This window comes from Streptomyces sp. NPDC060035 (assembly GCF_042736635.1).
Taxonomy (GTDB): domain Bacteria; phylum Actinomycetota; class Actinomycetes; order Streptomycetales; family Streptomycetaceae; genus Streptomyces.
On record NZ_JBHWVO010000015.1, the window covers coordinates 98,163 to 124,255 of the forward strand.

29 protein-coding genes are annotated in these 26,093 nt (G+C 71.0%); 18 read left to right on the forward strand and 11 right to left on the reverse strand.

From position 1 onward, the window contains the following. Nucleotides 1–2: 2 nt before the first annotated feature. Both ACFWBQ_RS23440 and ACFWBQ_RS23445 read right to left on the reverse strand, forming a co-directional pair. Nucleotides 3–635, reverse strand: a complete 633-nt coding sequence (locus ACFWBQ_RS23440) for a response regulator (protein WP_385492342.1) — start codon at nt 633–635, stop codon at nt 3–5. Then, nucleotides 632–1,837: a sensor histidine kinase gene (locus tag ACFWBQ_RS23445; RefSeq protein WP_385492345.1), complete on the reverse strand. Its 1,206-nt coding sequence runs from the start codon at nt 1,835–1,837 to the stop codon at nt 632–634. Before ACFWBQ_RS23445 ends, ACFWBQ_RS23440 begins: the two co-directional genes overlap by 4 nt. A 110-nt stretch (nt 1,838–1,947) precedes the next feature. Here ACFWBQ_RS23445 and ACFWBQ_RS23450 point away from each other — a divergent pair, with 110 nt between their 5' ends. Then, complete coding sequence (locus ACFWBQ_RS23450) at nt 1,948–3,027, forward strand: ABC transporter permease (protein WP_385492348.1); 1,080 nt, start codon at nt 1,948–1,950, stop codon at nt 3,025–3,027. Further along, on the forward strand, nt 3,024–3,704 hold the full coding sequence (locus tag ACFWBQ_RS23455; protein ID WP_385492351.1) for an ABC transporter ATP-binding protein: 681 nt from the start codon (nt 3,024–3,026) through the stop codon (nt 3,702–3,704). Before ACFWBQ_RS23450 ends, ACFWBQ_RS23455 begins: the two co-directional genes overlap by 4 nt. Before the next feature lie 82 nt (nt 3,705–3,786). On the opposite strand, the gene ACFWBQ_RS23460 is transcribed toward ACFWBQ_RS23455, so the two are convergent. Continuing rightward, entirely contained in the window at nt 3,787–4,587 is an 801-nt protein-coding gene (locus tag ACFWBQ_RS23460; protein ID WP_385492354.1) for an IclR family transcriptional regulator, read from the reverse strand. A gap of 372 nt (nt 4,588–4,959) precedes the next feature. On the opposite strand from ACFWBQ_RS23460, the gene allB reads away from it, so the two are divergent. The 3 genes from allB (at nt 4,960) to ACFWBQ_RS23475 (ending at nt 7,851) form a co-directional block, all read left to right on the forward strand. After that, a complete protein-coding gene (gene allB, locus ACFWBQ_RS23465; RefSeq protein ID WP_385492568.1) occupies nt 4,960–6,288 on the forward strand; it encodes an allantoinase AllB in 1,329 nt (442 codons plus the stop codon). Between the two features lie 2 nt (nt 6,289–6,290). Further along, on the forward strand, nt 6,291–7,406 hold the full coding sequence (gene alc / locus ACFWBQ_RS23470; protein ID WP_385492357.1) for an allantoicase: 1,116 nt from the start codon (nt 6,291–6,293) through the stop codon (nt 7,404–7,406). Nucleotides 7,407–7,521: 115 nt separating this feature from the next. Further along, nucleotides 7,522–7,851, forward strand: coding sequence for a putative quinol monooxygenase (locus ACFWBQ_RS23475; RefSeq protein ID WP_385492360.1), 330 nt, complete (start codon nt 7,522–7,524; stop codon nt 7,849–7,851). Nucleotides 7,852–7,914: 63 nt separating this feature from the next. Here the strand turns inward: ACFWBQ_RS23475 and ACFWBQ_RS23480 are convergent, their stop codons facing one another. The 3 genes from ACFWBQ_RS23480 to ACFWBQ_RS23490 form a co-directional block, all read right to left on the reverse strand. Then, nucleotides 7,915–8,751 (reverse strand): aldo/keto reductase, encoded by an 837-nt coding sequence (locus tag ACFWBQ_RS23480; protein ID WP_385492362.1) that lies wholly within the window; start codon nt 8,749–8,751, stop codon nt 7,915–7,917. Between the two features lie 72 nt (nt 8,752–8,823). Beyond that, on the reverse strand, nt 8,824–9,261 hold the full coding sequence (locus ACFWBQ_RS23485; RefSeq protein WP_385492365.1) for a hypothetical protein: 438 nt from the start codon (nt 9,259–9,261) through the stop codon (nt 8,824–8,826). A gap of 58 nt (nt 9,262–9,319) precedes the next feature. Next, nucleotides 9,320–10,057, reverse strand: coding sequence for an SDR family NAD(P)-dependent oxidoreductase (locus tag ACFWBQ_RS23490; RefSeq protein ID WP_385492368.1), 738 nt, complete (start codon nt 10,055–10,057; stop codon nt 9,320–9,322). Between the two features lie 362 nt (nt 10,058–10,419). Here ACFWBQ_RS23490 and ACFWBQ_RS23495 point away from each other — a divergent pair, with 362 nt between their 5' ends. Next, on the forward strand, nt 10,420–10,659 hold the full coding sequence (locus ACFWBQ_RS23495) for a dihydrofolate reductase family protein (RefSeq protein ID WP_385492371.1): 240 nt from the start codon (nt 10,420–10,422) through the stop codon (nt 10,657–10,659). A gap of 23 nt (nt 10,660–10,682) precedes the next feature. On the opposite strand, the gene ACFWBQ_RS23500 is transcribed toward ACFWBQ_RS23495, so the two are convergent. After that, entirely contained in the window at nt 10,683–11,327 is a 645-nt protein-coding gene (locus ACFWBQ_RS23500; protein ID WP_385492374.1) for a TetR/AcrR family transcriptional regulator, read from the reverse strand. Between the two features lie 226 nt (nt 11,328–11,553). Between ACFWBQ_RS23500 and ACFWBQ_RS23505 the strand changes: the two genes are divergently transcribed. Then, on the forward strand, nt 11,554–12,483 hold the full coding sequence (locus ACFWBQ_RS23505) for a DMT family transporter (protein ID WP_385492376.1): 930 nt from the start codon (nt 11,554–11,556) through the stop codon (nt 12,481–12,483). Here the strand turns inward: ACFWBQ_RS23505 and ACFWBQ_RS23510 are convergent. Next, complete coding sequence (locus ACFWBQ_RS23510; protein ID WP_385492378.1) at nt 12,473–12,676, reverse strand: hypothetical protein; 204 nt, start codon at nt 12,674–12,676, stop codon at nt 12,473–12,475. The two genes, ACFWBQ_RS23505 and ACFWBQ_RS23510, sit on opposite strands and share 11 nt — an antisense overlap. A gap of 145 nt (nt 12,677–12,821) precedes the next feature. On the opposite strand from ACFWBQ_RS23510, the gene ACFWBQ_RS23515 reads away from it, so the two are divergent. Both ACFWBQ_RS23515 and ACFWBQ_RS23520 read left to right on the forward strand, forming a co-directional pair. Then, on the forward strand, nt 12,822–14,042 hold the full coding sequence (locus tag ACFWBQ_RS23515; RefSeq protein WP_385492380.1) for a sensor histidine kinase: 1,221 nt from the start codon (nt 12,822–12,824) through the stop codon (nt 14,040–14,042). Then, complete coding sequence (locus ACFWBQ_RS23520) at nt 14,039–14,770, forward strand: response regulator (protein ID WP_385492382.1); 732 nt, start codon at nt 14,039–14,041, stop codon at nt 14,768–14,770. The genes ACFWBQ_RS23515 and ACFWBQ_RS23520 overlap by 4 nt, the downstream gene beginning before the upstream one ends. A 45-nt stretch (nt 14,771–14,815) precedes the next feature. On the opposite strand, the gene ACFWBQ_RS23525 is transcribed toward ACFWBQ_RS23520, so the two are convergent. Together ACFWBQ_RS23525 and ACFWBQ_RS23530 are read right to left on the reverse strand one after the other, a co-directional pair. Beyond that, on the reverse strand, nt 14,816–14,944 hold the full coding sequence (locus tag ACFWBQ_RS23525; protein ID WP_385492385.1) for a hypothetical protein: 129 nt from the start codon (nt 14,942–14,944) through the stop codon (nt 14,816–14,818). Then, on the reverse strand, nt 14,944–15,159 hold the full coding sequence (locus tag ACFWBQ_RS23530) for a hypothetical protein (RefSeq protein WP_385492387.1): 216 nt from the start codon (nt 15,157–15,159) through the stop codon (nt 14,944–14,946). The genes ACFWBQ_RS23525 and ACFWBQ_RS23530 overlap by 1 nt, the downstream gene beginning before the upstream one ends. A 206-nt stretch (nt 15,160–15,365) precedes the next feature. On the opposite strand from ACFWBQ_RS23530, the gene ACFWBQ_RS23535 reads away from it, so the two are divergent. Both ACFWBQ_RS23535 and ACFWBQ_RS23540 read left to right on the forward strand, forming a co-directional pair. Next, complete coding sequence (locus tag ACFWBQ_RS23535; protein WP_385492389.1) at nt 15,366–16,541, forward strand: cytochrome P450; 1,176 nt, start codon at nt 15,366–15,368, stop codon at nt 16,539–16,541. Between the two features lie 145 nt (nt 16,542–16,686). Beyond that, the gene (locus tag ACFWBQ_RS23540) at nt 16,687–17,883 is read left to right on the forward strand and encodes a cytochrome P450 (protein WP_385492391.1); all 1,197 of its coding nucleotides are present in this window, start codon (nt 16,687–16,689) and stop codon (nt 17,881–17,883) included. Nucleotides 17,884–17,889: 6 nt separating this feature from the next. Here ACFWBQ_RS23540 and ACFWBQ_RS23545 read toward each other — a convergent pair whose 3' ends face one another. Continuing rightward, nucleotides 17,890–18,894: a Gfo/Idh/MocA family oxidoreductase gene (locus ACFWBQ_RS23545; RefSeq protein ID WP_385492393.1), complete on the reverse strand. Its 1,005-nt coding sequence runs from the start codon at nt 18,892–18,894 to the stop codon at nt 17,890–17,892. 92 nt (nt 18,895–18,986) lie between these two features. On the opposite strand from ACFWBQ_RS23545, the gene ACFWBQ_RS23550 reads away from it, so the two are divergent. The 7 genes from ACFWBQ_RS23550 to ACFWBQ_RS23580 all read left to right on the forward strand — a co-directional run bounded on the left by ACFWBQ_RS23550 (nt 18,987) and on the right by ACFWBQ_RS23580 (nt 25,900). Continuing rightward, the gene (locus ACFWBQ_RS23550; RefSeq protein ID WP_385492395.1) at nt 18,987–19,748 is read left to right on the forward strand and encodes a GntR family transcriptional regulator; all 762 of its coding nucleotides are present in this window, start codon (nt 18,987–18,989) and stop codon (nt 19,746–19,748) included. Between the two features lie 114 nt (nt 19,749–19,862). Next, nucleotides 19,863–20,861, forward strand: coding sequence for a sugar ABC transporter substrate-binding protein (locus ACFWBQ_RS23555; protein ID WP_385492397.1), 999 nt, complete (start codon nt 19,863–19,865; stop codon nt 20,859–20,861). A 182-nt stretch (nt 20,862–21,043) separates the two neighbouring features. Next, on the forward strand, nt 21,044–22,027 hold the full coding sequence (locus ACFWBQ_RS23560; protein WP_385492399.1) for a sugar ABC transporter substrate-binding protein: 984 nt from the start codon (nt 21,044–21,046) through the stop codon (nt 22,025–22,027). After that, the gene (locus ACFWBQ_RS23565) at nt 22,024–23,076 is read left to right on the forward strand and encodes an ABC transporter permease (RefSeq protein WP_385492401.1); all 1,053 of its coding nucleotides are present in this window, start codon (nt 22,024–22,026) and stop codon (nt 23,074–23,076) included. Before ACFWBQ_RS23560 ends, ACFWBQ_RS23565 begins: the two co-directional genes overlap by 4 nt. Then, a complete protein-coding gene (locus ACFWBQ_RS23570) occupies nt 23,073–23,933 on the forward strand; it encodes an ATP-binding cassette domain-containing protein (RefSeq protein WP_385492403.1) in 861 nt (286 codons plus the stop codon). The genes ACFWBQ_RS23565 and ACFWBQ_RS23570 overlap by 4 nt, the downstream gene beginning before the upstream one ends. Before the next feature lie 131 nt (nt 23,934–24,064). Beyond that, a complete protein-coding gene (locus ACFWBQ_RS23575) occupies nt 24,065–25,231 on the forward strand; it encodes an ROK family glucokinase (RefSeq protein ID WP_385492405.1) in 1,167 nt (388 codons plus the stop codon). A gap of 57 nt (nt 25,232–25,288) precedes the next feature. Beyond that, nucleotides 25,289–25,900 carry a hypothetical protein gene (locus ACFWBQ_RS23580; RefSeq protein ID WP_385492407.1) on the forward strand — a complete coding sequence of 204 codons (612 nt, stop codon included), beginning with the start codon at nt 25,289–25,291 and terminating at the stop codon, nt 25,898–25,900. The last annotated feature ends 193 nt before the right edge of the window (nt 25,901–26,093 follow it).

Genomic DNA, 26,093 nt, shown 5'->3' on the forward strand with positions numbered 1-26,093 from the left:
GGTCAGCGGCGGATCAGGCGGCGTGCGGTCGCCGCAGCGACCGCCGAGGTGCGTGAGTCGACGCCGAGCTTGGCGTAGATGTGCACCAGATGGGACTTCACCGTTGCCTGGCTCAGGAAGAGCCGCTTGCTGATCTGCTGGTTCGACAACCCCTCACCGACCAGCTGGAGCACTTCGAGCTCACGCTTGGTCAGGGCCTGGGCAGGGGTCCGCATCCGGTCCATCAGACGATGCGCGACCGCCGGGGCGAGCGCCGAGCGGCCGGCAGCCGCCGTACGCACCGCTGCCGCCAGCTCCGCCGGCGGGGCGTCCTTCAGCAGATAGCCGCCGGCCCCCGCCTCGACCGCGGCCAGAATGTCCGCGTCCGACTCGTACGTGGTGAGGATGAGCACCCGGGGAGCGTCCGCTGCCGCAGTGATCGCGGCTGTGGCCTCCGCGCCGTGCATCCCCGTACCGAACTGCAGGTCCATCAGGACGACGTCGAACTGCCCGGTCGCGGCAAGGACCACGGCCTGCTCCGCCGTGGACGCCTCGGCGACGACCCGGAAGTCGGGCTCGGTGTCCAGGAGGGCGCGCAGGCCTGCCCGGACCACCGGATGGTCGTCTGCGAGCAGCAGCCGGATCGGGTCGGTCATGCGGCGGTGCCCTCCGGCTCGATGGCGGGAAGCGGCAGCGTGACGGCGACGGCCGTACCCTGCTCCGGCGCCGATTCCACGCTCAGGGTGCCGCCCAGCGAGCGGGCCCTCGAGCGCATCGCGGGCAGCCCGAAGCCCCCGCTCTCCGAACTCCTGCGCACCCCTTCCGCCGCCGGATCGAAGCCCTGCCCGTCGTCCACCACGTCCAGGGCCACCGATGTCTCCATGAAGCTGAGGGTGATCTCCGCCCGCTGCGCACCCGAGTGCCGCACCGTGTTGGCCAGCGCCGACTGGGCGGTACGGAGCAACGCCACCTCGTACGGAGTGGGCAGCTCCACCGGCGTACCGCTGACCGCGAACTGCACGGTGAGCTCCGGTGCCGAGGTGCGCGAAGAGAGACGGGACAGGGCCGCGGCCAGCGAACTGTCCTCCAGGTCCGGCGGGCTCAGGGCCCGCACGAAGCGGCGGGCCTCCGCCAGATTGTCCTGCGCCGCCTCACGGGCCCGGCGCACATGGGCGGTGGCCGGAGCGTCCTCGGGGAGCGTGCGCTCGGCGGCCCGCAGGAGCAGCTGGATACTCGACAGCCCCTGGGCGAGGGTGTCGTGGATCTCGCGGGCCAGCCGCTCCCGTTCGGCCAGGGTGCCCGCGGTGCGTTCGGCTTCGGCGAGCTCCGCCCGGGTGGAGACCAGCTCCTCGATGAGCTCGCGGCGTTGCTCGCTCTCCCGGAACAGTGCGTCGTATCCGAGCACGGTCGCCACGGCCACCGCCGCACCGAGCAGCGGTCCGATGAAAGCACCGGGTGTGATGGCGTCGCCGTGCAGGACGAAGCTGCTGATCGCAGCTGCCGCCGTGGCCGCCACGGCGGGCAGCCCCCACCGCACCGGGAGCAGGTGCAGCTGGAGGAAGTAGAGCGGGAAGGCCACCCACAGGGCGTCGGACGACAGTGCCAGCAGGGCAAGCCAGACCGCGCCCAGGGCGGCGAGCCAGACGGCGGCGGCGCGGGTCTGCGGCTGTACGACGGAGGCCAGCGCGCCCGCTCCGTACAGCGCGGCCATCACCCCCGCCACGACGACGACGGCCGTGGAGTGCGTCGCACCGTCGCTCACCGCGCGTGCCGCGGCCAGTGCCAGCAGCCCCATCAGCAACGCGTGCAGGCAGAACCGCAGCGCGGCGGTGACGGGGGTGTGCGAACGCGAATCCATGGTCGTTCCAGCGTAGACGCGCCGGGCGTGCGGCCGGTCAATCGAAAGGTTGATGTCCGAACCCCCCGGCGCACGATGTTTCCGCAGGTCCGCGGCCCGAGTCTGGAGTCATGTTCGTTGCATGGAGAGATCTACGGTTCGCCAAGGGCCGGTTCGCCCTCATGGGCACGGTCGTCGTGCTGATCACGCTGCTCGTGGGCCTGCTGTCCGGTCTCACGGCCGGCCTGGCCAGGGAGAACACCTCGGCCGTCACAGGGCTGAACGCGGACCGTCTCGCCTTCGCCGCCCCGCCGGACGGTCAGTCGGAGTCGTTCACGCATTCCACCGTCGAGGAGAGCGCCTGGCAGACCTGGGCCGGCTTGCCCGGGGTCACCGCCGCGGAGCCGCTCGGGATCCGGACGCTGAACGCCGCGACGGCCGGCGGTGACCGCACGGCCGCGGTCTCGGCGTTCGGCGTCGAGCCGCACGGCGGGCTCGCGCCCGGCACCGTGGCGGCGGGCCGGGTCGTGCTCTCCGAGCAGGCCGCGGACGACCTCGGCGCCGGAGCCGGTGACACGGTCCGGCTCGGCGGCACCGAAGTAACCGTCGACGCGGTCGAGGGCAACGCCTCGTACAGCCATACGCCGGTGGTGTGGACGTCGCTCGACGACTGGCAGCGCATCGGCGGCACCGGGGCAGAGGCCACCGTGGTCGCCCTGACCACGACCGCGGACGCCGATCCGGCGGCGGGCGACAAGGCGGCGGGCACGAGCACCCTGACCCTCGATGGCTCGCTGGCCGCCATCGGTTCCTATCAGGCCGAGAACGGCTCGCTCCAGCTGATGCGCGGCTCCCTCTTCGCCATCTCGGCACTGGTCATCGGCGCCTTCTTCACCGTCTGGACGATTCAGCGCAGCGGCGACGTCGCCGTACTCAAGGCCCTGGGCGCCTCCACCCCGTACCTGCTGCGGGACGCGCTCGGACAGGCCGTGCTGATGCTCGCCATCGGCACGGGGGCGGGCACCGGGCTCGCCGCGGGCATCGGTGCGCTGGTCGGGGGCAGAGGGGGCGCCGTGCCGTTCGTCCTCGACGCGTCGACCGTTCTCGTTCCTGCCGCCGTGATGATCGCACTCGGTGCGCTCGGGGCGGCCCTGTCCATCCGGCGGATCACCGCCGTCGACCCGCTCACCGCACTCGGGAGTGCCCGATGACCCTCACCCTCACCGACGTCACTCTCACCTACCCCGACGGGGATGCCCGGCTCACCGCGCTCGACCGGGTCTCGCTGGACGTCGCCGCAGGCTCGCTGACCGCGGTCGTCGGACCGTCCGGCTCCGGCAAGTCCAGTCTGCTGGCGGTCGCGGCCACGCTCGTCACCCCGGACCGGGGACGGGTCGTCGTCGCCGGTACGGAGACCGCGGGGCTCAGCCGCGCGGACGAGGCCGCTCTGCGCCGGGAGCACATCGGCATCGTCTTCCAGCAGCCGAACCTGCTGCCGTCACTGACCGCCGCGGAGCAGCTGCAGGTCATGACCCACCTGTCCCGCGGCTCGGCACGGGCAGCCCGGTGCCGGGCGCTGGAGCTGCTGGACGCGGTGGGCCTGGCCGACAAGGCCGACCGCAGGCCCCACCAACTGTCCGGCGGCCAGCGCCAGCGGGTCAATATCGCGCGGGCCCTGATGAACGAGCCCGCGGTGCTGCTCGTCGACGAACCGACCAGCGCGCTCGACCACGAACGGGGCGCAGCGGTCCTCGACCTGCTGGTCGGGCTGACCCGGCAACGGTCGACGGCGACGGTGATGGTCACCCACGACCGGGCCCATCTGGACCGGTCGGACGGGACGGTGACGATGGCGGACGGCCGCCTGTCGGCGCCGACGCTCGACTGAAGTCTGAAGTCTGAAGTCTGAAGTCTGAGGTCTGAGGTCTGAGGTCTGAAGCCTGTGGCCGTAGCCGTCCCGGCCCCGGAGGTCAGCCCGCCGAGGCGTTGCTGGCCAGCGCTTCGGAGAGTTCCTTCGAGATCTGCAGAAGGATCGGCACGATCCGTTCCGTCGCCGCCTCCGTCACCCGCCCCGCCGGCCCGGAGATGGAGATCGCGGCCGAGGTGGGGGAGTTGGGCACGGACACCGCGAGGCAGCGGACCCCGATCTCCTGCTCGTTGTCGTCCACCGCGTAGCCCGCCCTGCGCACCTGTTCGAGCGCGTCGAGGAAGCCGTCCGGCGTGGTGATCGTCTTGTCCGTGGCCGCAGGCATTCCCGTACGGGCCAGCAGCGCCCGCACCTCGTCCGCCGGTGTGTTCGCGAGCAGGGCCTTGCCCACACCCGTGGAGTGGGGGAGGACCCGGCGGCCCACCTCGGTGAACATCCGCATCGAGTGCTTCGACGGGACCTGTGCGACGTACACGATCTCGTCACCGTCGAGCAGCGCCATGTTCGCCGTCTCGCCGGTCTCCTCGACCAGGCGCTGGAGATACGGGCGCGCCCAGGTGCCCAGCAGCCGGGACGCGGACTCGCCGAGTCTGATCAGCCGCGGGCCCAGCGCGTAGCGGCGGTTGGGCTGCTGACGTACGTAGCCGCACACGACCAGGGTGCGCATCAGCCGGTGGATGGTCGGCAGCGGAAGGCCACTGCTCGCGGAGAGTTCGCTGAGCCCGACCTCGCCCCCGGCATCCGCCATGCGCTCCAGAAGATCGAAGGCGCGCTCGAGGGACTGCACCCCGCCACTGGGACCGGCGGGCTTGGAGTCGGATGTGCTGGCGTGGGACGGCGGCACGTCAACGGTCCTTTCGAAGCGGAGGCAAGGCAGCAGCCTACCGGGCTGCTCCCGATCGGCCCACTGCTCCCGGTGCGGCGTCCTTGCCGGTCAGGACCTGTTTTGTCCCGGTGTCGACGGTCCGGACCACGGTCTGTCCGGAGTGTGGTGGTGCCGCTCCTGGCCCATTCTACGTTCCGCCTGTCGAAATTAGACTTCTACTTTGTGGAATTCTCCAACCGGTGCAGTCCTGGGGCCGCCAGTGGCCGACTCCTCGCCCCGCAGGGAAGGTGAGGTCTTGACGGGGTGCTTTCCCGAGTGAAGACTCCTTCAACAGTTCGTTGAATTTCTGAGTGAGGAGCACGGGTGCCCGGTGCGGACGTGAAGGCGGACATGAAGCTGGTACTGCGCTCGACGCGCGTGGTCACCCCCGAGGGGACCCGTGCGGCAGCGGTCGTCGTCGTCGGCGGGACGATCGAGGCGGTCCTGCCCTACGACACCGAGGTGCCCGGCGGCGCCCGTATCGAGGACTTCGGCGACGACGTGCTGCTGCCCGGCCTCGTCGACACCCACGTCCATGTGAACGACCCCGGCCGCACCGAGTGGGAAGGCTTCTGGACCGCCACCCGAGCGGCCGCGGCCGGCGGCATCACCACCCTGCTGGACATGCCGCTCAACTCCCTCCCGCCGACCACCACCGTCCCGCATCTGCGCACCAAGCAGCAGGTGGCAGCGCCCAAGGCGCACGTCGACACCGGCTTCTGGGGCGGTGCGATCCCGTCGAACACAAAGGATCTGCGTCCGCTGCACGAGGCCGGGGTCTTCGGTTTCAAGTGCTTCCTCTCGCCCTCAGGGGTCGAGGAGTTCCCCGAGCTGGACCAGGAGCAACTGGCCCGCTCCATGGCCGAGATCGCCGGCTTCGGCGGACTTCTGATCGTGCACGCCGAGGACCCGCACCACCTGGCGTCCGCACCTCGGCGCGGCGGCCCGGCGTACGCAGACTTCCTCGCCTCCCGCCCGCGCGATGCCGAGAACACCGCCATCGAGGGCCTCATCGCCCATGCCGAGCGGCTGAACGCCCGCGTCCATGTCCTGCACCTCTCCTCCAGCGATGCCCTGCCGCTGATCGCCGCCGCCAAGCGCGAGGGCGTACGCGTCACCGTCGAGTCCTGCCCGCACTTCCTCACCCTCACGGCGGAGGAAGTCCCGGACGGCGCAACGGAGTTCAAGTGCTGCCCGCCCATCAGGGAGGCCGCCAACCAGGACGCGCTCTGGGCGGGGCTCGCGGACGGCACCATCGACTGCATCGTCTCCGACCACTCGCCCTGCACCACCGACCTCAAGACGCCGGACTTCGCCTCGGCCTGGGGCGGCATCTCCTCCCTCCAGCTGGGCCTCCCCGCCATCTGGACCGAGGCGCGCAGGCGCGGCCACACGCTCGACGACGTCGCACGCTGGATGTCCGCCGCCCCCGCCGCGCTCGCCGGCCTCACCCGCAAGGGCGCCATCGAAGCCGGGCACGACGCGGACTTCGCGGTCCTCGCCCCCGACGAGAGCTTCACTGTCGATCCGGCCGAGCTCTTCCACCGCAACCAGGTCACCGCCTACGCGGGCCGGACCCTGTACGGCGTTGTCCGGTCGACCTGGCTGCGCGGCCGGCGGATCGCGGCCGACGGCGTACTCGCCGATCCCACCGGACGCCTCCTCGAAAGGAACCACTGACCATGACGGCGACACCGCACTTCACCGGCGACGCGAGCCCGTACGGAGGCGGCGACCCGTACGCCGACTACCGGACCGCGGACTTTCCCTTCACCCATCTCGTGGACCTCGCCGACCGCCGGCTCGGCGCGGGTGTGATCGCCGCCAACGACGAGTTCTTCGCCGAACGAGAGAACCTGCTGAAGCCGGAGCCCGCCGCATTCGACCCGGAGCGCTTCGGCCACAAGGGCAAGATCATGGACGGCTGGGAAACCCGCCGTCGGCGGGGCACGGGTGCCGCCGAGCCGCACCCCGCCGACGAGGACCACGACTGGGCCCTCGTACGCCTGGGTGCACCCGGAGTCGTGCGCGGACTCGTCGTCGACACCGCCCACTTTCGCGGCAACTACCCCCAGTCGGTCTCCGTCGAGGCCACCTCGATGCCCGGATCCCCGTCGCCCGAGGACCTCCTCGCACCCGACGTGAAGTGGACAACGCTCGTACCGCGTACGCCCGTCGGTGGACACGCGGCGAACGGATTCACGGTCGACGCCGGGCAGCGCTTCACCCACCTCCGGGTCAATCAGCATCCGGACGGCGGCATAGCCCGTCTGAGGGTCCACGGCGAGGTGGTCCCCGACCCCGCCTGGCTGGCCGCCCTGGGTACGTTCGATCTCGCGGCCCTGGAGAACGGCGGACAGGTCGAGGACGCCTCCGACCGCTTCTACTCCCCGGCCACGAACACCATCGCTCCGGGCCGCTCCCGCAAGATGGACGACGGCTGGGAGACGCGGCGCAGGCGGGACAAGGGCAATGACTGGATCCGCTACCGGCTGGCCGCGCAGTCGGAGATCCGCGCAGTCGAGATCGACACCGCCTACCTCAAGGGCAACGCAGCAGGCTGGGCGACCCTTTCGGTGAGCGACGGGGGAAGCGGCGACTGGACCGAGGTACTGCCCCGGACCCGGCTGCAGCCCGACACGAACCACCGCTTCGTCCTTCCGGAGCCCGTGCGGGGCACGCACATCCGGATCGACATCTTCCCGGACGGCGGGATCTCCAGGCTGCGGCTCTTCGGCTCGCTGACCGGACAGGGGGCGGCTCGGCTGGCCGCCCGGCACGAGGAGCTGGGCGGGTAGGAACCGGATCGGATCCGTCCGGCGGCATACGGGTGTGCCGGACATGCCCGCCTTGAAGGCATATGGGACCCTGGTCGACGCCCGCACCGCGGTACACCGTCGACCAGGAGTCGCCATGATCTTCATCGCCGTCAAGTTCACCGTCCGTACCGCCGAGCGTGACAACTGGCTCCCGGCGGTCGACGACTTCACCCTCGCCACCCGCCAGGAGCCGGGCAACCTCTTCTTCGAGTGGTCGTACAGCGTCGAGAACCCGGACCAGTTCGTCCTGCTCGAAGCCTTCGCCTCGCAGGAGGCGGGGGTGGCGCATGTGAACTCGCAGCACTTCAAGGCGGCGATCGAGACGATGTCCGGGCTCGTCGCCGAGATCCCGGAGATCATCAACGTCGAGGTGCCGGGCGACGACTGGTCCCGGATGGCGGAGATCACCCCGCGCAACCGGTGACCATCCGCCGTCCGAGGTCTCGCCGGCCGGCACCGGCAACCGGTCGCGACGCCCGGCCGGACCTCAGAACTCCTCGTGCGTCTCGGGATCGCCTCCGAAGCGATGCTGCGGCCGGCCCCCGATCCGCGCCAGCTCCTGCGGCGTCAGCTCGAAGCCGAACAGGTCCAGATTCTCGCGCTGCCGCCCGGGATCGGCCGACTTCGGGATCGGCACCGCGCCGAGCTGTGTGTGCCACCGGAGCACGACCTGGCCCGGCGTCACCCCGTGTGCTCCGGCGGCGGCCACGACCTCCGGGGCTTCCAGCACCTGGCGCCCCCGGGCCAGGGGGCTCCAGCTCTCCGTGATGATGCCCTTCTCGGCGTGCACCGCCCGCAACTCCTCCTGCGGGAGCAGCGGATGCATCTCGATCTGGTTCACCACGGGCAGCACGCCCGTCTCCTGTTCCAGCCGGGCCAGATGCGCCGCGGTGAAGTTGGAGACGCCGATGGAACGTACGAGACCTTCCTCGCGGAGTTTGATCATCGCCCTCCAGGTGTCCACGTACGTGCCGACCCGGGGCAGGGGCCAGTGGATGAGGTACTGATCGACGTACTCCAGCCCGAGATTGCCCCGGGACTCCTCGAAGGAGGCCAGCGTCTCCTCGTACCCGTGGTGCCGGCCGGGCACCTTGGTCGTCACGAAGACGTCCGCGCGGGGTACGCCGCTGCGGGTGATCCCGCGTCCGGTGCCGGTCTCGTTCCGGTAGTTCAGCGCGGTGTCCACGAGCCGGTAGCCGAGGCCCAGCGCCCCGGCGACTGCCTGCTCGGCAGCCTCGTCGTCGAGCGGCCAGGTGCCGAGCCCCACCGCGGGGACGGTGTTGCCGTCGTTGAGGGTGTGGACCGGGGTCGGGGTCTGGCTCATGGTCTCCCACTTCCTTCGCTGCCGTCCTGGCCAGCGTAGGACCGGCAGCGGAACGGGGCAGCCCGGCCCCTGTCAGCAGTGGTCGTTGTGCCACTCGCCGTCCTCGAGGATCCACGTGGACGTCTCGTCGAACCTCGGCTCACCGACGCCGTAGGTCACCTGCGCGGTATCCCCCGCGACCCTGTCCACGGACAGCCGCCGCAAGGTGTACGTCTTTCCGAGCTGCCGGGCCGTGGCCGTCGCCTGCTCGGGAAGCCGGCCGAAGGACTCCTCGGTCCATTGATCCCGGCAGGTGGCGGAGAGGAGCCCGTAGGCGGTGCCTGTGTCGGGCTGGTAGTAGGCCTTCACATACGCGCGTACGGACGACTCCAGTGCCGCGGTGCCCGCCGGGGTGCTCGCGGGCGCCGAAGCGGTCGGCCTCTGCCCCGGCGAACCCGCCGGCTCCTGCGTGCAGCCGGTGAGCGCCACGAGTGCGCAGACTCCGGCAGTGGTGGTGAGGACGGCTCGCATGGAGCCATCCCACCTCAGCCCCGTGCGAGCTGTGGCCGATGTGTTCGATCTGTGACGATCACGCCGCGTGGCCGCCGTCCACGACCACCTCCGTGCCGGTGATGTACGCGGCCTCGTCGCTGGCCAAGTAGGCGATCAGGGAGGCAACTTCGTCCGTCGTGCCGAACCTGTCCAGTGCGGTGGCCGACCGCTGCCCGGCCGCGAACGGGCCGTCGGCCGGGTTGAGGTCGGTGTCGACCGGGCCCGGCTGGATCAGATTCACCGTGATGCCGCGCGGGCCGAGCTCGCGGGCGAGCGGCTTGGTGAGGCCGGCCAGGGCGGACTTGCTCATGGCGTAGAGCGTGCCGCCGGGCCCGCCCGCGTGCCTGCTCAGCGCAGTGCCGAGCGAGATGATGCGTCCGCCGTCCGCCATCCGGCCCGCGGCGGCCCGGCAGGCCAGGAACACGGCGCGTACGTTCACGGCGAGCACCCGGTCCACATCGGCCGGGGCCAGGTCCGTGATGGGGCCGAGGACGCCGATGCCCGCGTTGTTGACGAGGATGTCGAGCCGCCCCAGCGCTTCCGCCGCCTCGTGCACGGCCGCCTCGGCCGCGCCGGCGTCGGCCGCGTCGGAGTGAAGGGCGACCGCACGGCGCCCGTACCCCTCGATCCGGCGGACGACCGCTTCGGCTGCCTCCTTGTCCCGGATGTACGTCAGTGCCACGTCGACTCCGTCCCGGGCGAGCCGGAGGGCGGTCGCCGCGCCGATGCCGCGGCTGCCGCCGGTCACGAGCGCGGTCCTGGTGGTGCTGGTCATCGCCTGTTTCCCTGTCTGTCGGGGACTGCCGCGCCCATTCGGCGGCGGCAAGAACAAGGAAAGCCCTCCGGGGGCCCGCCCACCGGCGGGAAATGGACACGGAGCCCGGGGCACGCGCCGGGCGCACCCTGCCGAGCGATCCCGGTCCCTGCGCTTCCGCTTCTTCAGACCCCGCTCCCGGGCGCAACTCATCGGCCCGAGGTCACCGACCCCGAGGACCCGATCGCCTCACGGCTCAACACGCTGCCCAAGCATGTCGTCTCCACAACCCCCAAGGATCCGGAGTGGGAGAACACCACGGTCCACTCCGGCGACGCCGCCACCGAGGTCGCCCGCCTGAAGGAGCGTACGAGGAGGGCGAGTTGCAGATCCACGGCAGCGGCCGGCTCGGCCGGTCCCTGGTGGCGCACCACCTGATCGACGAGTACAACCTGCTGGTCCACCCGGTCTTCCCGGGCAGCGGCAGGCGGCTGTTCCCCGACGGCGGCCCGGCGACGGCCTTCGAGCTGACCGGCGCGCGGACCAACGGAAGCGGCATCGCGATCCACACCTACCGGCCTGCCGGACGCGCGCAGTACGGGACGTTCGCGCTGGACGCCTGAGCGTCAGAGGACCGCCTGAGCGTTCAGGGGGCCGAGGGCAGCAGTGAGACATCCGTCGCGGCCAGACGCAGCCGTGCGAGGATCGCCCGCGCCGCCTTCGTGTAGCCGGGGGTGTTGCTGTGCAGGACCGACTCCGCGTTGGCCAGCTCCATGAACGCAATGAGTTCGAAGGCCAGTTGGGAGACATCTGTGTCCTCGGCGAGTTCGCCCCGGACCCTGGCCTCGTCGATGGTCTCCTCCACGAACGTGACCCAGCCGGTCTGCGAGGAGGCCAGCGCGTCGTGCACCTTGCCGTCACGGGAATCGAACTCGGCGATGGTCGAGTAGAAGAAGCAGCCGCCGACGAACACCCGCCGGCTCGAGTAGGAGAGCCAGCTCTCGCACATGCGCCAGACGCGGCCCAGTCCTGGGACCGCGGCCCTGGTCGGTGTCAGCACGTGCTCGACGAAGACCATCACAGCGGCGCGCACGGTGGCGAGCTGGAGCTCCTCCTTGGAGCCGAAGAGTGCGAACACCCCGCTCTTGCTCAGCTTCAGTTCCGTGGCCAGCCGCCCGAGCGACAGGCCCTCCAGGCCCTCCGTCGAAGCGACCTGGACCGCGCGCTCCAGAACCAGCTGCCTGGTCTGGTTGCCCCGCTCGACCCGTCCGTCCGGCCGCGCTCCAGCCATGTGTCAACTCCGTGTCTCAGAGGGCCATAAGACCGACATTCTAGGAGGTCCCGCCACCGGCAGGAGACCGCTTCGGCGGGGGACAACCCTTGAGGGCGCGCGGCAGGTCCGGTCTCCGGACAGGTGTTCCCGCAGGCGGTGTGTGCCGGGTAGCGTGATTGCTCCGCGTGTGAGCCGGCGAGGTCTCCACATCGTTTCCCGCTGTGGAGAACCAGGAGAAGCCGACGTGTCCTCCGTTGCCCTGCCCGCTCTCGCCCCTCCCCGCCGCGCATGGGCCACAGATCTGCCCGTGCTGCTCGTTGCCGTTGTCTGGGGCGCCAGCTATCTCGCGGCCAAGGGCATCACCACGACGCACACCGTGATCGCCGTGCTCGTGCTCCGCTTCGCGATCGTGCTGCCGGTCCTCGCCGTGGCCGGGTGGCGCAAGCTACGGGCGCTGAGCGTGGAGCAGTGGCGGGGTGCCGGGCTCCTGGGGCTCGTACTCAGCGGGATCTTCCTGCTGGAGACGTACGGCGTCGTGCACACCTCGGCGACCAACGCCGGCCTCATCATCAGCCTCACCATGATCTTCACGCCGCTCGCCGAGGCCGCGGTCACCCGGACCCGGCCGCCCAGGGCCTTTCTCGCCGCGGCCGGCCTCTCGGTCGCCGGTGTAGTGCTCCTGACCCAGGGCGGCGGGTTCACCAGCCCCTCGGCGGGTGACCTGCTGATGCTGCTCGCGGCCCTCGCCCGTACCGTCCACGTCCTGGCCATGGCCCGCATCAAGGCGGTGCAGGAGGCGGACTCGCTGTCGCTGACCACCGTGCAGCTCGGCAGTGCGGTCGCCGTCTTCGCCGTGCTGGCCGCCGTTCCCGGGACGGGCCCCGCGCCCTGGACGGTGGCGGCGGGCTTCGGCGCCGCCGAGTGGGCCGGGCTGATCTTCCTCTCCGTCTTCTGCACGCTCTTCGCGTTCTTCGTGCAGATGTGGTCCGTACGCCGTACCTCGCCGTCCCGGGTCAGCCTGCTGCTCGGTACGGAACCGCTCTGGGCGGCCGCGGTGGGCATCTCCCTCGGCGGCGAGCGGCTCGGCCTCCTCGGGGTGCTGGGCGCGGTGCTCGTACTGGCGGGCACCGCGTGGGGGCGCCGCAGCGTGGACAGGCCGGCAGCTACGGCCTGATGCTGTCCGCAGCGATCATCACCGCCCCGCCGGTCACCACCAGCACGATGTTGACGAAGAGCCCGTAGTCGTCGAGGACGTCGAGTTTCGCCACCACGGCCCACAGCCGGAACCACCCCGTCCACTCGTGGAGCAGTCCGGCGGCTCCCTGGGCGAACACGATGAATCCGACCGTCTCCACGAATTTCTTCATGATCCGAGCCTGTCGCGCACGGACCGGCACCGGCATCGGCCACCGGTCGTCGGGGCCCCGCCGAAAGTCTTGGATCGTACGACTTCGGTCTCTGCCCCGGCCGCAACGGGCCTGCGGCGCCCGAAGCCTGCGTAGCTTTGTCGATATGACGCGCACGGAGTACCGCCGGCTGCTGCCCTCGGCCCTGGCCGACCACGAGCTGTCCGGCGGCGACCGGGGCCGGTCGCGCCGGACCCTGCGGGACTGGGGCGTCGACATCACGGCCTTCCTCTGTGCCGCGTTCATCGGTGTGCTGGCCGTCGCCGCGATCGACGCAGACCACACCACACCGGACGGTGTCGTCTTCGTCGACTCCCTGATCGGGGCCGCGGCCTGCTGCGCCCTCTGGCTCCGGCGCCGTTGGCCGGTGGGGCTCGCGGTGTCGCTGACCGTCGTCGGCATCGTGGAGCCGGTCGCGGCCGGAGCGCTCCTGATCGCCCTGTTCAGCCTGGCCGTGCACCGGCCGTTCGAGCCGGTGGCGATCGTCGGTGCGGGTGCCCTCGTTGTCGCTCCCCTGCAGCCGCTGCTGCGCCCGGACCCGGCCACCTCCTTCATCGCCTCCACGATCATCGGGGTGCTGCTGGTCCTGCTGGTGCTCAGCTGGGGCATGGTCGTACGGTCGCGGCGCCGGCTGGTCGTCACCCTGCGGGAACGGGCGCGCCGGGCGGAGGCCGAGGCCGCGCTCCGGGCCGAACAGGCCCAGCGGCTGGCCCGCGAGGCCATCGCCCGCGAGATGCACGACGTCCTGGCCCACCGGCTGACCCTGCTCAGCGTCCATGCGGGCGCCCTCGAGTTCCGGCCCGACGCGACCCCGGCCGAGGTCGGCAGGGCCGCCGGAGTCATCCGGGACAGCGCCCATGAGGCGCTCCAGGACCTCCGCGAGATCATCGGCGTCCTGCGCAGCCCGGGGGAGGGCGACGAGGGAAACCGGCCGCAGCCCACGCTCGTCACCCTGGGCGCGCTGATCGAGGAGTCGGTGTCGGCCGGCATGGCGGTCACCCTGGACAGTCGCATCACCGACCCGGCCGAGGCGCCCGCAGCCACGGGACGCACGGTCTACCGCATCGCGCAGGAAGCCCTCACCAATGCCCGTAAACACGCACCGGGCGCCCCGGTCACGGTCACCGTGACCGGCGGCCCGGGCGACGGGCTGACGATCGAGGTCACCAACCCACCGCCCCGCGATCCCTTCGAGCCGGTCCCCGGATCGGGCCAGGGGCTCATCGGCCTCACCGAACGCGCCACGCTGGCCGGCGGCGACCTGAGGCACGGGCCCGGACCCGACGGCGGATTCGCCGTCCGGGCCCGGCTACCGTGGCCCGCATGAACACCCCCACCACTCCGGTGCCGCCGCCGGTCCGGCTGATCGTCGTCGACGACGACCCGCTCGTACGGGCCGGTCTCGCCCTGATGCTGGGCGGGGCCGACGGCATCGACATCGTCGGGGAGGGCGCCGACGGCAGCGAAGTCGCCGCGCTGGTCGACCGCTTGCGCCCCGACGTGGTGCTCATGGACATCCGGATGCCGGGCATGGACGGGCTCGCCGCGACCGAACTGCTGCGGCGCAGGCCGGACGCGCCCGAGGTCGTCGTCCTCACCACCTTCCACGCCGACGAGCAGGTGCTGCGGGCCATCCGCGCGGGGGCGGCGGGATTCGTCCTGAAGGACACCCCGCCCGCGCAGATCGTCGACGCCGTCCGACGGGTCGCCGCCGGTGAGCCGGTCCTCTCACCCGCCGTCACCCGCCGGCTGATGGCCCGCGCGGCGGGCGGCGCCGCGGACGACCGGTCGGAGCGCCGGGCCCGTGCGCGGCAACGGTTCGCCGGGCTCGCGGAGCGCGAGCAGGACGTGGCGTCGGCTGTCGGGCGCGGCAGCTCCAACGCGGAGATCGCCGCGGCGCTCCATCTCAGCGTGGCGACCGTGAAGACGCACGTCTCCCGGATCCTCGCCCGGCTCGGACTCAACAACCGTGTCCAGATCGCCCTGCTGGTGCACGACGCGGGACTGCTGGACGAGGACGGGGAGCAGGACGGCGGCGGGCCGGCCCCGCGATGACGCCGGCCCCGGCGCCGAGGCCACGGCCCTCCTCGGCCGACGGCTTCAGAACCCGTACGCGAGCGCCCCGCAGACCAGGTACGCGACGAACGCGGTGACCAGGACGCCCAGGCGCCCGGCCGGCAGGACGAAACCGGTACGTGCCGGTGCGGGACGCCAGGTGCTGCGCACCATCAGGTGGTGGCCACGAGCGACACGGCCAGGAATGCCGACAGGGCGTAGAACGGCAGTGCGTCCGAGGACGGGGCGTCGTAGTCCTCGGTGATGCCCGGCAGCAGGAGCCCGACGCACGCGGAGACGAGGACGGCCAGGGAGGTGGCGGCCGCGTCGAGGGACAGGACCGTGCTCCGCGCCGCGAGGCAATTCTGGGGGAACGGGGGTCGGGTCACGGGGCGTTGGCCTGCGGAACGCATCGAAGGGCGCCTTGGGAGCAGGGACGGGAAAGAAGAGTACGGGACGCACCGCGTCACCGGCCCGCGTTCCCCGGCGCCGGTCCTCGGTGCTGCTCCGACCCGCCCGCACACCCGAACCCCCGGGTCGGGCAGCCCTGTTGTTCTAGGCTGACGGGATCAGACCGAAAAAAGGGGGCGGGCCGATGTCCGTTGTCGATCTGAGTGAGGTGCCGGATTTCACCGCGAATCCGTATCCGCACTACGCGAAGCTGCGCGCCGAAGGGCCCGTGCACACCATCCGTACCGACGACCTGGGCCGGATCTGGCTGATCGTCGGCTACGAGGAGGCCCGCGCGGCCCTCGCGGACCAGCGGTTCAGCAAGAACTGGCGGCTCTCGGACAGCTGGTCGGTGTCGAGCAACCCGATCAACGCCAACATGCTGGAGATGGACGGACCGGAGCACACCCGGCTGCGCAAGCTGGTCGCCCGTGAGTTCACCGCCCGGCGCATCGAGGCGCTGCGCCCACGCGTCGAGCAGATCACCGGTGAGCTCCTCGACGCCATGGTGCCCGCCGGGAGCGCCGACCTCGTCGACGCCCTCGCCTTCCCGCTGCCGATGACCGTGATCTGCGAGCTCCTCGGCGTCCCCGATCTGGACCGGGACAGATTCCGGCTGCTGTCCAACGCCATCGTCGCGCCTGTCTCGCGCGAGAAGGAGAGCGAGGCGGTCCACGCCATGGGTGCCTATCTCGACGAACTCATCGAGGACAAGCGCTGCGCGCCGGGCGAGGACCTGATGAGCGCCCTGATCCGGGCGCGCGACGAGGCGGGCGACCGGCTGTCGCCCGAGGAGCTGGTCGGCATGGCCTTCCTGCTCCTGGTGGCGGGCCACGAGACGACCGTGAACCTGATATCCAACGGCGTACGCGCGCTGCTCGACCACCCGGAGCAGCTCGCCCTGCTCCGCGCCGAACCGGAGCTGATCGACGGAGCGGTGGAGGAGATGCTCCGGTACGACGGGCCGATCGAGAACGCCACCTTTCGCTTCACCCGTGAACCGGTGCGGGTCGGCTCCCATGTCATTCCGGCGGGCGAACCGGTCCTGGTCGCCCTGGCCTCGGGGGACCGCGACCCCGGCCGCTATCCGGACCCGGACACGTTCGACATCCGGCGCGAGGCGCAGGGGCATCTGGCGTTCGGGCACGGCATGCACTACTGCCTGGGGGCGCCGCTGGCCCGCATGGAGGGGCGGATCGCGATCCGTGCCCTGCTGGACCGATGCCCTGGCCTCGTACGGGCCCCCGACGGCGGCGGGGAGCCCGACTGGCTCCCCGGAATGCTGATCCGGGGGGTCCGCAGCCTGCCGGTTCGCTGGTGAGGCGGGAGCGCCGCCACCGCTGCGGACAGCCGGTTGCGAGCGAGGTGGCCGTCCCACCCGTTCGGCTCCGGAGCATCTGCCGGACGCCGGACCCGACACCCCAGCCCGTGGATCCGTCCGCACCGCCGACCTGAAGGGAACCGCGTTGACCACCGAAGCGATCGTCGATCTCGCCGCACTCGGAGACGCCTTCACCCGCGATCCGTACCCCGTCTACGCGGAACTCCGGGCCCGCGGGCCCGTCCACCGGGTCCGGATCCCGGAGGGCGCCGACGCCTGGCTCGTCGTCGGGTACGACGCCGGCCGCGCGCTCCTCGCCGACCAGCGCCTGGCCAAGGACTGGCAGTGGGCTTCGCCCGCACTCGGGCTGAGCAAGGTGTCGGCGGGCAAGTCGATGCTCGGCTCGGACGCCCCCGACCACACCCGGCTGCGGAAGCTGGTGAGCCGGGAGTTCACCCTGCGGCGCATGGAGCAGCTCGCCCCGCGGATCCAGGAGATGACGGACGAGCTGCTCGACACCATGCTCGCCGGACCCGGCCGGGCAGCCGACCTGGTCGAGGCCCTTTCCTTCCCGCTGCCGATGGCCGTCATCTGCGAATTGCTGGGCGTGCCGTCCCTGGACCGGCAGGCCTTCCGCGCCTGGTCCAACACGGCGTTGTCCTCCGTCGACCCCGAGGCGCGCGTCCGGGCCACCGCCGCCATGGGTGCGTACCTGAAGGAACTCCTGGAGGAGAAGCGCACCGCCCCGGGGAGCGACCTGATGAGCGCGCTGATCCACACGGCGGACGACGACGGCGACCGGCTGGGGCCCGACGAGCTCATCGGCATGGCGTGGCTGCTGCTCGTCGCGGGCCATGAGACCACCGTCAACCTCATCACCAACGGCGTCCTGAGCCTGCTGACGCATCCCGCCCAACTCGAGGCACTGCGTGATGACTTACGCCTCATCGACAATGCCGTGGAGGAGACGCTCCGCTACGAGGGGCCGATCGAGACCCCCACGTACCGATTCACCACCGAACCGCTCGACGTCGCGGGCACGGTGATTCCCGGGGGCGGCGAGCTGGTGCTGATCGCGATGGCCGACTGCAACCGCGACCCCGCCCGCTTCCCGGAAGCGGACCGTTTCGACATCACCCGGGACGCCCGCGGGCATGTCGCCTTCGGCCACGGCATCCACTACTGCCTGGGCGCACCCCTGGCCCGTATCGAGGCCCGGATCGCCATCCGGTCGCTGCTGGAACGCTGCCCCGAGCTGCGGCTCGCCGCGGACCCGGGCAGCTTTTCCTGGCGCACGGGCATGCTGCTACGGGGCCCGCAGCAGTTGCCGGTGGCCTGGTAGCGACGGTCAGATCCCGGTGATCTCGGACATCTGTACGGGCCGGCGCTCCGCGCGCGAGAGCTCGCACGCCTCGGCGATCCGCAGTGCGTGCAGCGCCTCCCGGCCGTCGCAGGGATTGGCCACCTCCCCGCGTACGACGCCGACGAACGCATCCAGTTCCGCCTCGTACGCGGGGGCGAACCGCTCCAGGAAGCCGGGCCACGGCTTGGCCGGCGCGGGCGGGCCCTGCGGCTCCGCCGAGGTCAGGGGCGTGCGGTCGTCGAGGCCGACGGTGATCTGGTCCTGCTCGCCCGCCAGTTCCATCCGTACGTCGTAACCCGCCCCGTTGCACCGGGTGGCGGTGGCCGAGGCGAGTGTTCCGTCGTCCAGGGTCAGCAGGGCTGCTGCCGCGTCCACATCGCCTGCGGCGCGGAACATCGGGGGCCCGGCATCCGATCCGGTGGCGTACACCTCCGTCACCTCACGGCCCGTCACCCAGCGCAGCATGTCGAAGTCGTGCACGAGACAGTCCCTGAACAGGCCCCCGGACAGCGGCAGATACGCGGCGGGCGGCGGAGCGGCATCGGAGGTGTTCGCCCGTACGGTGTGGAGCCTGCCCAGAGCGCCGCTGCGCACAGCTGCGCGTGCCGCGGCATAACCCGGGTCGAACCGCCGCATGAAACCGAGCTGGAGGACGCTGCCCGCCCGGTCGACCTCGCGCAGTGCGCTCAGCGTCCCCGGCAGGTCCAGCGCGATCGGTTTCTCGCAGAAGGCGGGCAGCCCGGCCCGTGCCGCCCGGCCGATGAGCTCCGCGTGCGCCGAGGTGGCCGAGGCGATCACCACGGCATCCACCCCCGCGGCGAGGACGTCGTCGGCGGAGGCGACGGCCGTGGCGCCGGTCCGGTCCGCGACCTGTGCGGCGCGGGCCGCGTCGGGGTCCGTCACCACCAGGGTGTCGATCCCGGGATGGCGTGCCAGGACGCCCGCGTGGAAGGAGCCGATCCGGCCGGTGCCGATGAGTCCGATGCGCATGGACCCAACGTGCCGCCCGTCAGCTGCGCTGTCAACTATATGTCCTGACAAATCAAAGCCGGCTCGCTGCGGGACGGGGTACGCTCCCTGCCGTGTCCAAACCCACCGCCGACTCCGCCGCTCTGGGGCTGGGCGTGGACCGCACCAGCCCCGTCCCGCTCTACTACCAGCTGGCCCAGCAGCTGGAGGCGGCCATCGAGCAGGGCCGGCTCGCACCCGGCAGCCTCCTCGGTAACGAGCTGGAACTCGCCGCGCGGCTCGGGCTGTCCCGGCCCACCGTCCGCCAGGCCATCCAGTCGCTCGTCGACAAGGGGCTGATGGTGCGCCGCAGGGGCGTCGGCACCCAGGTCGTCCACAGCCGGATCAAGCGTCCGCTCGAACTGAGCAGCCTCTACGACGATCTGGAGGCGGCAGGTCAGCACCCCGCGACCCGGGTCCTGCGCAACACCGTCGAGGCGGCGACGGCCGAGGTCGCCGCCGCGCTCGGTGTCACGGAGGGCAGCGACGTCCATGTCGTGGAGCGGCTGCGGTACGCGCACGACGAGCCCATGGCCCTCCTGCGCAACCATCTGCCCCCGGATCTGCTCGACCTCGCCACCGAGCGGCTGGAGTCGACCGGGCTCTACCGGATGATGCGCCTGTCGGGGATCACCCTGCACAGCGCCCGCCAGTCGGTCGGGGCGCGGGCCGCGACGGCCGAGGAGGCGAAGCAGCTCACGGAGACCGAAGGGGCGCCGCTGCTGACGATGCAGCGGACCACCTTCGACGACGGCGGCCGGGCGGTGGAATTCGGCTCCCACGTCTACCGCGCCTCGCGGTACGCGTTCGAATTCCAGCTGCTGGCACGGCCCTGAGCTCTCCTCCCCGTACCGCCATGGCGTAAGGACACGCTCTTGACGGGGTCATGCAAGGCCGCTAGAACTCCTCCAGCCGCACTCGGGCGGCCGGGAGAGAAGGCAGGCCCCCCAATGCGTACGACTCGCACGGCAGCAGTCCTGATCGCCGTATGCGCCCTCGCGGTCGCCGGATGCAGCGGCTCCGGTGGCAAGGACTCCGAGGCCGGCTCCGGGGGCGGCGCCCGTAAAGGCTCCGGGGGCGTGTCCACCCCGGAGATGAGGATCGCCATGGTCACGCACTCGGGTGAGGGCGACACCTTCTGGGACATCGTCCGCAAGGGTGCCGAGCAGGCCGCGGCCAAGGACAACGTCGATCTGCTCTACTCGGCGAACAAGGAGGGCAAGGAGCAGGCGCAGCTCGTCCAGGCCGCCATCGACCAGAAGGTCGACGGAATCGTCGTCACGCTCGCCAAACCGGAAGCCGTCCGGGACGTCGTGGCCAAGGCCGTCAAGGCAGGCATCCCCGTGGTCACCATCAACTCGGGCGCGCAGCACTCCCGAGGCGTCGGCGCCCTCACCCACATCGGGCAGGACGAGGCGGTCGCGGGCGAGGCGGTCGGTGAGGAGCTCAACGGACGCGGCCGGAAGAAGGTCCTGTGCATCATCCACGAACAGGGCAACGTGTCCCTGGAGGAGCGCTGCGCAGGCGTGAAGAAGACGTTCGACGGCACGGTGGAAAACCTCGGCGTCGAAGGTACGAACATGCCCGCCGCCACATCCTCCATCGAGGCGAAGCTGCAGGCGGACAAGGGCATCGACACGATCGTCACCCTCGGAGCACCCTTCGCCGCCGCATCGGTCAAGGCCAAGGCGGGCTCCGGGAGCACGGCCGAGATCGACACCTTCGACCTCAACGCCGAGGTCGTCAAGCGTCTGAAGGCGCAGGAGATCGGTTTTGCCGTCGACCAGCAGCCCTACCTGCAGGGGTATCTCGCCGTCGACGAACTCTGGCTCAACCGGTCCAACGGAAACGTCATCGGCGGCGGCAAGCCCGTACTCACCGGACCTGCGATCGTCACCGCGGACGACGTACCCCTGCTCGAGAAGTACACGGCGCGCGGAACCCGATGACGGGCCGGGCCGTGGCCACGCCGAATCGCCGCCGCGCCCCTGCCGGGCGATGGCGGCACAGGCTCGGGGATACTTGGGCAGCCGGGCCGGGAGTCCACTCTCCCCGGCTCGACCGAGTAGCACAGCGAGCAGCACAAGAAGGGCACGGCGTCGTGGCAAGGGTTCGGACAGGGGTACGTGCGATGGGTGCCGTGCTGGCAGCGGTGCTGGGAGCCTCCCTGATGGGATGCAGCAGCACCGGTGGCAAACGGGCGGAAGAGCGCGCTGCCGAGGAAGCCGCCGAGGGCCGGTCCGCGGTGAACACGCCCCGCTGGACGTTCGCCATGGTCACCCACTCGGGTGACGGCGACACCTTCTGGGACATCGTCCAGAAGGGCGCCGACCAGGCAGCCGACAAGGACAACATCAACTTCCTCTACTCGCACAACGACGAGGCGCAGCAGCAGGCCCAGCTCGTCCAGACCGCCATCGACAAGGGCGTCGACGGGCTGATCGTCTCGCTGGCCAAGCCCGACGCGATGAAGGCCGTCATCGCCAAGGCCACCGCAGCCGGCATCCCCGTGATCACGGTGAACTCCGGCTCCGCCGAGTCCAAGGCCTTCGGCGCCCTCACCCACATCGGGCAGGACGAGGCCATCGCGGGCGAGGCCGTCGGCGACGAGCTCGACAAGCGGGGCCGCAAGAAGGCGCTGTGCGTCCTGCACGAACAGGGCAACGTCGGCCACGAGCAGCGCTGCGGCGGAGCGAAGGCGAGCTTCGACGGCACCATGCAGAACCTGTACGTCGACGGCACCAACATGCCCGACGTCCAGGCCTCCATCGAGGCGAAGCTCGGTGCCGACAAGAGCATCGACGCGGTCGTCACCCTCGGCGCCCCGTTCGCAGCCGCTGCCGTCAAGGCGAAGCAGACCGCGGGCAGCAAGGCCGAGATCGACACCTTCGACCTGAACGCCGGTGTCGCCACCGGCCTGCAGAACAAGACGCTCGGCTTCGCCGTCGACCAGCAGCCCTACCTCCAGGGGTACGAGGCCGTCGATCTGCTCTGGCTCTACCGCTACAACCGCAATGTGCTCGGCGGAGGCCTGCCCGTCCTGACCGGCCCGCAGATCATCACCGCCGACGACGCCGACGAGCTCGCCGAGTACACGCAACGGGGGACCCGATGACAGCGACCGGGCAACCCACGGCCCCGGAGAAGACCGACGAACGGCTGCTGCGCACCTCACCGCTGCGCAAGCTGCTCGGTCGCCCCGAGCTCGGCTCCGTCGTCGGCGCCGTGGCCGTCTTCCTCTTCTTCGCGATCGTCGCCGACAACTTCCTGCAGGTATCCAGCTTCGGCACGGTGCTGTACGCGGCGTCCACCATCGGGATCATGGCGGCGCCGGTGGCGCTCCTGATGATCGGCGGCGAGTTCGACCTCTCCGCCGGTGTGATGGTGACCAGCTCCGCGCTGATCTCCGCGATGTTCAGCTACCAGATGACGGCCAACGTCTGGGTCGGCGTCTTCGTGTCGCTGCTGGTCACCCTGTGCTTCGGTGCCTTCAACGGCTTCATGCTGACCCGCACCAAACTGCCCAGCTTCATCATCACGCTCGGCACGTTCCTGATGCTGACCGGCCTCAACCTCGGCTTCACCAAGCTGATCAGCGGCACCGTGTCGACCAAGGCGATCGGCGACATGGAGGGCTTCGACTCGGCCCGCAAGGTCTTCGCCTCGCACCTCACGATCGGCGACATCGAGCTGAAGGTCACCATCCTGTGGTGGGTGGTGCTCGTCGCAGTCGCCACCTGGATCCTGCTCCGCACCCGCTTCGGAAACTGGATCTTCGCGGTCGGCGGCGAGGCCGATGCCGCACGGGCTGTCGGCGTACCGGTGATCCGTACGAAGGTCGGCCTCTACCTCGGTGTCGCCTTCGCCGCCTGGGTCTCCGGACAGCACCTGCTGTTCTCCTACGACGTGGTGCAGTCGGGCGAGGGCGTCGGCAACGAACTGACGTACATCATCGCGGCCGTCATCGGCGGCTGCCTGATCACCGGCGGCTACGGATCCGCGATCGGATCGGCGGTCGGCGCGATCATCTTCGGCATGACCAGCAAGGGCATCGTGTACGCGGAGTGGAACCCCGACTGGTTCAAGTTCTTCCTGGGAGCGATGCTGCTCCTGGCCACCCTGCTCAACGCATGGGTACGCAAGCGCGCGGAGGCGACGAAATGACGGCCCCCCAGGATCCGGCTCCCCGGGACACGGCCCACCGGGCGCTCGTCACGCTCGAGCACGTCAGCAAGTTCTACGGCAACATCAAGGCCCTGGAGAACGTCTCGCTGGTGGTCCACGCGGGTGAGATCTCCTGTGTCCTCGGGGACAACGGCGCGGGCAAGTCCACCCTCATCAAGATCATCGCGGGACTGCACCGGCACGACTCCGGGACGTTCCTGATCGACGGCGAGGAGACCACGCTCGCCAACCCGCGTGACGCTCTGGACCGGGGCATCGCCACCGTCTACCAGGACCTGGCCGTCGTTCCGCTGATGCCGGTCTGGCGCAACTTCTTCCTCGGCTCCGAACCGACGAAGGGATCAGGCCCCTTCGAGCGTCTCGACGTGCAGCTGATGCGTGAGACGACCCGCGCGGAGCTGCTGCGCATGGGCATCGACCTGCGGGACGTCGACCAGCCGATCGGCACCCTGTCCGGCGGTGAGCGCCAGTGCGTGGCCATCGCCCGCGCCGTGTACTTCGGCGCCAAGGTCCTCGTTCTGGACGAGCCCACCGCGGCGCTCGGCGTCAAGCAGTCCGGCGTCGTACTGAAGTACGTCGCGGCGGCCCGGGACGCGGGGCTCGGCGTGGTTCTCATCACGCACAACCCGCACCACGCCTACCTCGTGGGTGACCGTTTCGTCCTGCTCAAGCGCGGCGCGATGTCCGGCAGCCACACCCGGGACAGCATCACGCTCGACGAGCTGACCCGCCAGATGGCCGGTGGCAGCGAGCTGGAGGAGCTCAGCCACGAGCTCGAGCGGGCCCCCGCGCCGGATCACATCGGCGGCCGTCCGGTCGGCGACGGCACCCCGTAGCCGCCCCCGGTGTTCCCCGCACCCGGCCCGTCCACCGGATGCGGGGGCCCGGGAATGGCAGAATCGAGTACGGCGGGCACCGTCCGCCGCCGGAGGAACGACCAGCCGGCCCCCCGATCTGCGCAGGGACGATGAGCACGTACCGCGACTTCGCACACCGCGGCTCCGCCCGCGCCACCGTCCTGCGGACCGTGGGCACCCGTGAGCGGCGCTCGCACCTCACGGCGCCCCGGGTCCCCACCGTCGGCATCGACATCGGGGGTACGAAGGTGATGGCCGGGGTCGTCGACGCCGACGGCAACATCCTGGAGACCCTGCGCACCGAGACGCCGGACAAGTCCAAGAGCCCCAAGGTCGTCGAGGACACCATCGTCGAACTGGTCCTGGACCTCTCCGACCGGCACGACGTGCACGCCGTCGGCATCGGTGCGGCGGGCTGGGTCGACGCCGACCGCTCCAAGGTGCTGTTCGCCCCGCACCTGGCCTGGCGGGACGAACCCCTCCGGGACGCCATCGCCTCCCGCCTCGTGGTTCCCGTCATGGTCGACAACGACGCCAACACTGCGGCCTGGGCGGAATGGCGCTTCGGCGCGGGCCGCGGCGAGGACCATCTGGTCATGATCACGTTGGGCACCGGTATCGGCGGCGCGATCCTGGAGGACGGGCACGTCAAGCGCGGCAAGTACGGCGTCGCGGGTGAGTTCGGCCACATGCAGGTGGTGCCCGGCGGGCACCGCTGCCCCTGCGGGAACCGGGGCTGCTGGGAGCAGTACAGCTCGGGCAACGCCCTGGTGCGCGAGGCCAGGGAACTGGCCGCGGCGGACTCCCCGGTGGCGCACGGCCTCATCGAGCGGGTCAAGGGCAACATCCCCGACATCACGGGGCCGCTCATCACCGAACTGGCCCGTGAGGGCGACGCGATGTGCGTCGAGCTCCTCCAGGACATCGGCCAGTGGCTGGGCGTCGGCATCGCCAACCTCGCCGCCGCGCTGGACCCCTCCTGCTTCGTGATCGGCGGCGGAGTGAGCGCGGCCGACGACCTCCTGATCGGCCCGGCCAGGGACGCCTTCAAGCGCCACCTCACCGGCCGTGGCTACCGCCCCGAGGCCCGGATCGCGAAGGCACAGCTCGGCCCGGAGGCGGGTATGGTCGGCGCCGCCGACCTGGCACGCCTGGTCGCCCGCAGATTCCGCCGGACCAACCGCCGACGTGTTGAGCGGTACGAGCGGTACGCGCAGTTCTACGACCAGGCTGCGAGCACCATCCGTAACACGCGGAGCACCCGCACCGCCGACTGATCCGCGGCACCTTTGGCCACCCGTACTCCGCACCGTAGCTTCGAGGGACCACCGACCATGACCGCAGCCGACCACCGCGCCGTGCCGCGCCAGTCTCCTTCTTCGGGTTCCGACGGCCCCTCCTCCGGCGGGGACGCAACTCCTCCGGACCGGCGCCGGGTGATCCGCCGACGGCTGATCACCCTGACCATCATCGTGCTGCTGATCGGCATCCCGGCCGGCTATCTCATGATCTCCGCCGGGCAGAGCCGCCGCTCGGGCAAGGACAAGGAGGCCGAGGCCGCCGCGCAGGGACTGCGCGAGGACTGGCCGTCCGGCATGCAGCGCCGGATCTTCGAACTGCCGATCCCCGGCAATGCGGTCGGGGTCCAGTACTACGAGACGAACAACTGGAAGGCCAGCAGGATGTACGTGAAGTTCCGTACGACATCCGCAGGGCTCGACCGGTTCCTGAGCGGTGCCGGGACCGGGCGCGCGGCGCTGGAGACCGGCAAGGTCACGATCGCGGAACGCGATATCAACATCACCGGCTGGTACTTCGGGCCGGGCGTCGACTGGGCGGGAACGGTCCACAGGAACAAGGACCCGCGCCCCACACAGGACATCACCGTCAACATGACGGATCCGGCAGCCCCGGTCGTCTACGTCGTGTCTGCGGCGACCCCCTGACAGGGAGCGGACGGGCGGCTCATTACCCTGGAGCGAGTGAGTGAAGTGAGCGAGACGACCCCGCAGCCCGCCCGAGCCCCCCACCCCTTGCACCCGCAGTCTCCGCAGCCCGTGAACCCCGGACAGGCCCGGCAGCCCGGCCCCGCGCACGAACCGGCTCCGCAGCCCCCGCACCGGGACGGCCCGCCGCCGG

Bases quoted from the DNA above. Each gene is read 5' to 3' on its own strand.
- ACFWBQ_RS23480 (WP_385492362.1), bottom strand. From the start codon at position 8,751: ATGAGCCAGACCCCGACCCCGGTCCACACCCTCAACGACGGCAACACC.
- ACFWBQ_RS23445 (WP_385492345.1), bottom strand. From the start codon at position 1,837: ATGGATTCGCGTTCGCACACCCCCGTCACCGCCGCGCTGCGGTTCTGC.
- ACFWBQ_RS23575 (WP_385492405.1), top strand. From the start codon at position 24,065: ATGAGCACGTACCGCGACTTCGCACACCGCGGCTCCGCCCGCGCCACC.
- ACFWBQ_RS23560 (WP_385492399.1), top strand. From the start codon at position 21,044: ATGGGTGCCGTGCTGGCAGCGGTGCTGGGAGCCTCCCTGATGGGATGC.
- ACFWBQ_RS23490 (WP_385492368.1), bottom strand. From the start codon at position 10,057: ATGACCAGCACCACCAGGACCGCGCTCGTGACCGGCGGCAGCCGCGGC.
- ACFWBQ_RS23475 (WP_385492360.1), top strand. From the start codon at position 7,522: ATGATCTTCATCGCCGTCAAGTTCACCGTCCGTACCGCCGAGCGTGAC.
- alc (WP_385492357.1), top strand. From the start codon at position 6,291: ATGACGGCGACACCGCACTTCACCGGCGACGCGAGCCCGTACGGAGGC.
- ACFWBQ_RS23545 (WP_385492393.1), bottom strand. From the start codon at position 18,894: ATGCGCATCGGACTCATCGGCACCGGCCGGATCGGCTCCTTCCACGCG.
- ACFWBQ_RS23525 (WP_385492385.1), bottom strand. From the start codon at position 14,944: ATGGTGCGCAGCACCTGGCGTCCCGCACCGGCACGTACCGGTTTCGTC.
- ACFWBQ_RS23485 (WP_385492365.1), bottom strand. From the start codon at position 9,261: ATGCGAGCCGTCCTCACCACCACTGCCGGAGTCTGCGCACTCGTGGCG.
- ACFWBQ_RS23565 (WP_385492401.1), top strand. From the start codon at position 22,024: ATGACAGCGACCGGGCAACCCACGGCCCCGGAGAAGACCGACGAACGG.
- allB (WP_385492568.1), top strand. From the start codon at position 4,960: ATGAAGCTGGTACTGCGCTCGACGCGCGTGGTCACCCCCGAGGGGACC.
- ACFWBQ_RS23500 (WP_385492374.1), bottom strand. From the start codon at position 11,327: ATGGCTGGAGCGCGGCCGGACGGACGGGTCGAGCGGGGCAACCAGACC.
- ACFWBQ_RS23455 (WP_385492351.1), top strand. From the start codon at position 3,024: ATGACCCTCACCCTCACCGACGTCACTCTCACCTACCCCGACGGGGAT.
- ACFWBQ_RS23515 (WP_385492380.1), top strand. From the start codon at position 12,822: ATGACGCGCACGGAGTACCGCCGGCTGCTGCCCTCGGCCCTGGCCGAC.
- ACFWBQ_RS23580 (WP_385492407.1), top strand. From the start codon at position 25,289: ATGACCGCAGCCGACCACCGCGCCGTGCCGCGCCAGTCTCCTTCTTCG.
- ACFWBQ_RS23570 (WP_385492403.1), top strand. From the start codon at position 23,073: ATGACGGCCCCCCAGGATCCGGCTCCCCGGGACACGGCCCACCGGGCG.
- ACFWBQ_RS23535 (WP_385492389.1), top strand. From the start codon at position 15,366: ATGTCCGTTGTCGATCTGAGTGAGGTGCCGGATTTCACCGCGAATCCG.
- ACFWBQ_RS23510 (WP_385492378.1), bottom strand. From the start codon at position 12,676: ATGAAGAAATTCGTGGAGACGGTCGGATTCATCGTGTTCGCCCAGGGA.
- ACFWBQ_RS23555 (WP_385492397.1), top strand. From the start codon at position 19,863: ATGCGTACGACTCGCACGGCAGCAGTCCTGATCGCCGTATGCGCCCTC.
- ACFWBQ_RS23450 (WP_385492348.1), top strand. From the start codon at position 1,948: ATGTTCGTTGCATGGAGAGATCTACGGTTCGCCAAGGGCCGGTTCGCC.
- ACFWBQ_RS23440 (WP_385492342.1), bottom strand. From the start codon at position 635: ATGACCGACCCGATCCGGCTGCTGCTCGCAGACGACCATCCGGTGGTC.
- ACFWBQ_RS23520 (WP_385492382.1), top strand. From the start codon at position 14,039: ATGAACACCCCCACCACTCCGGTGCCGCCGCCGGTCCGGCTGATCGTC.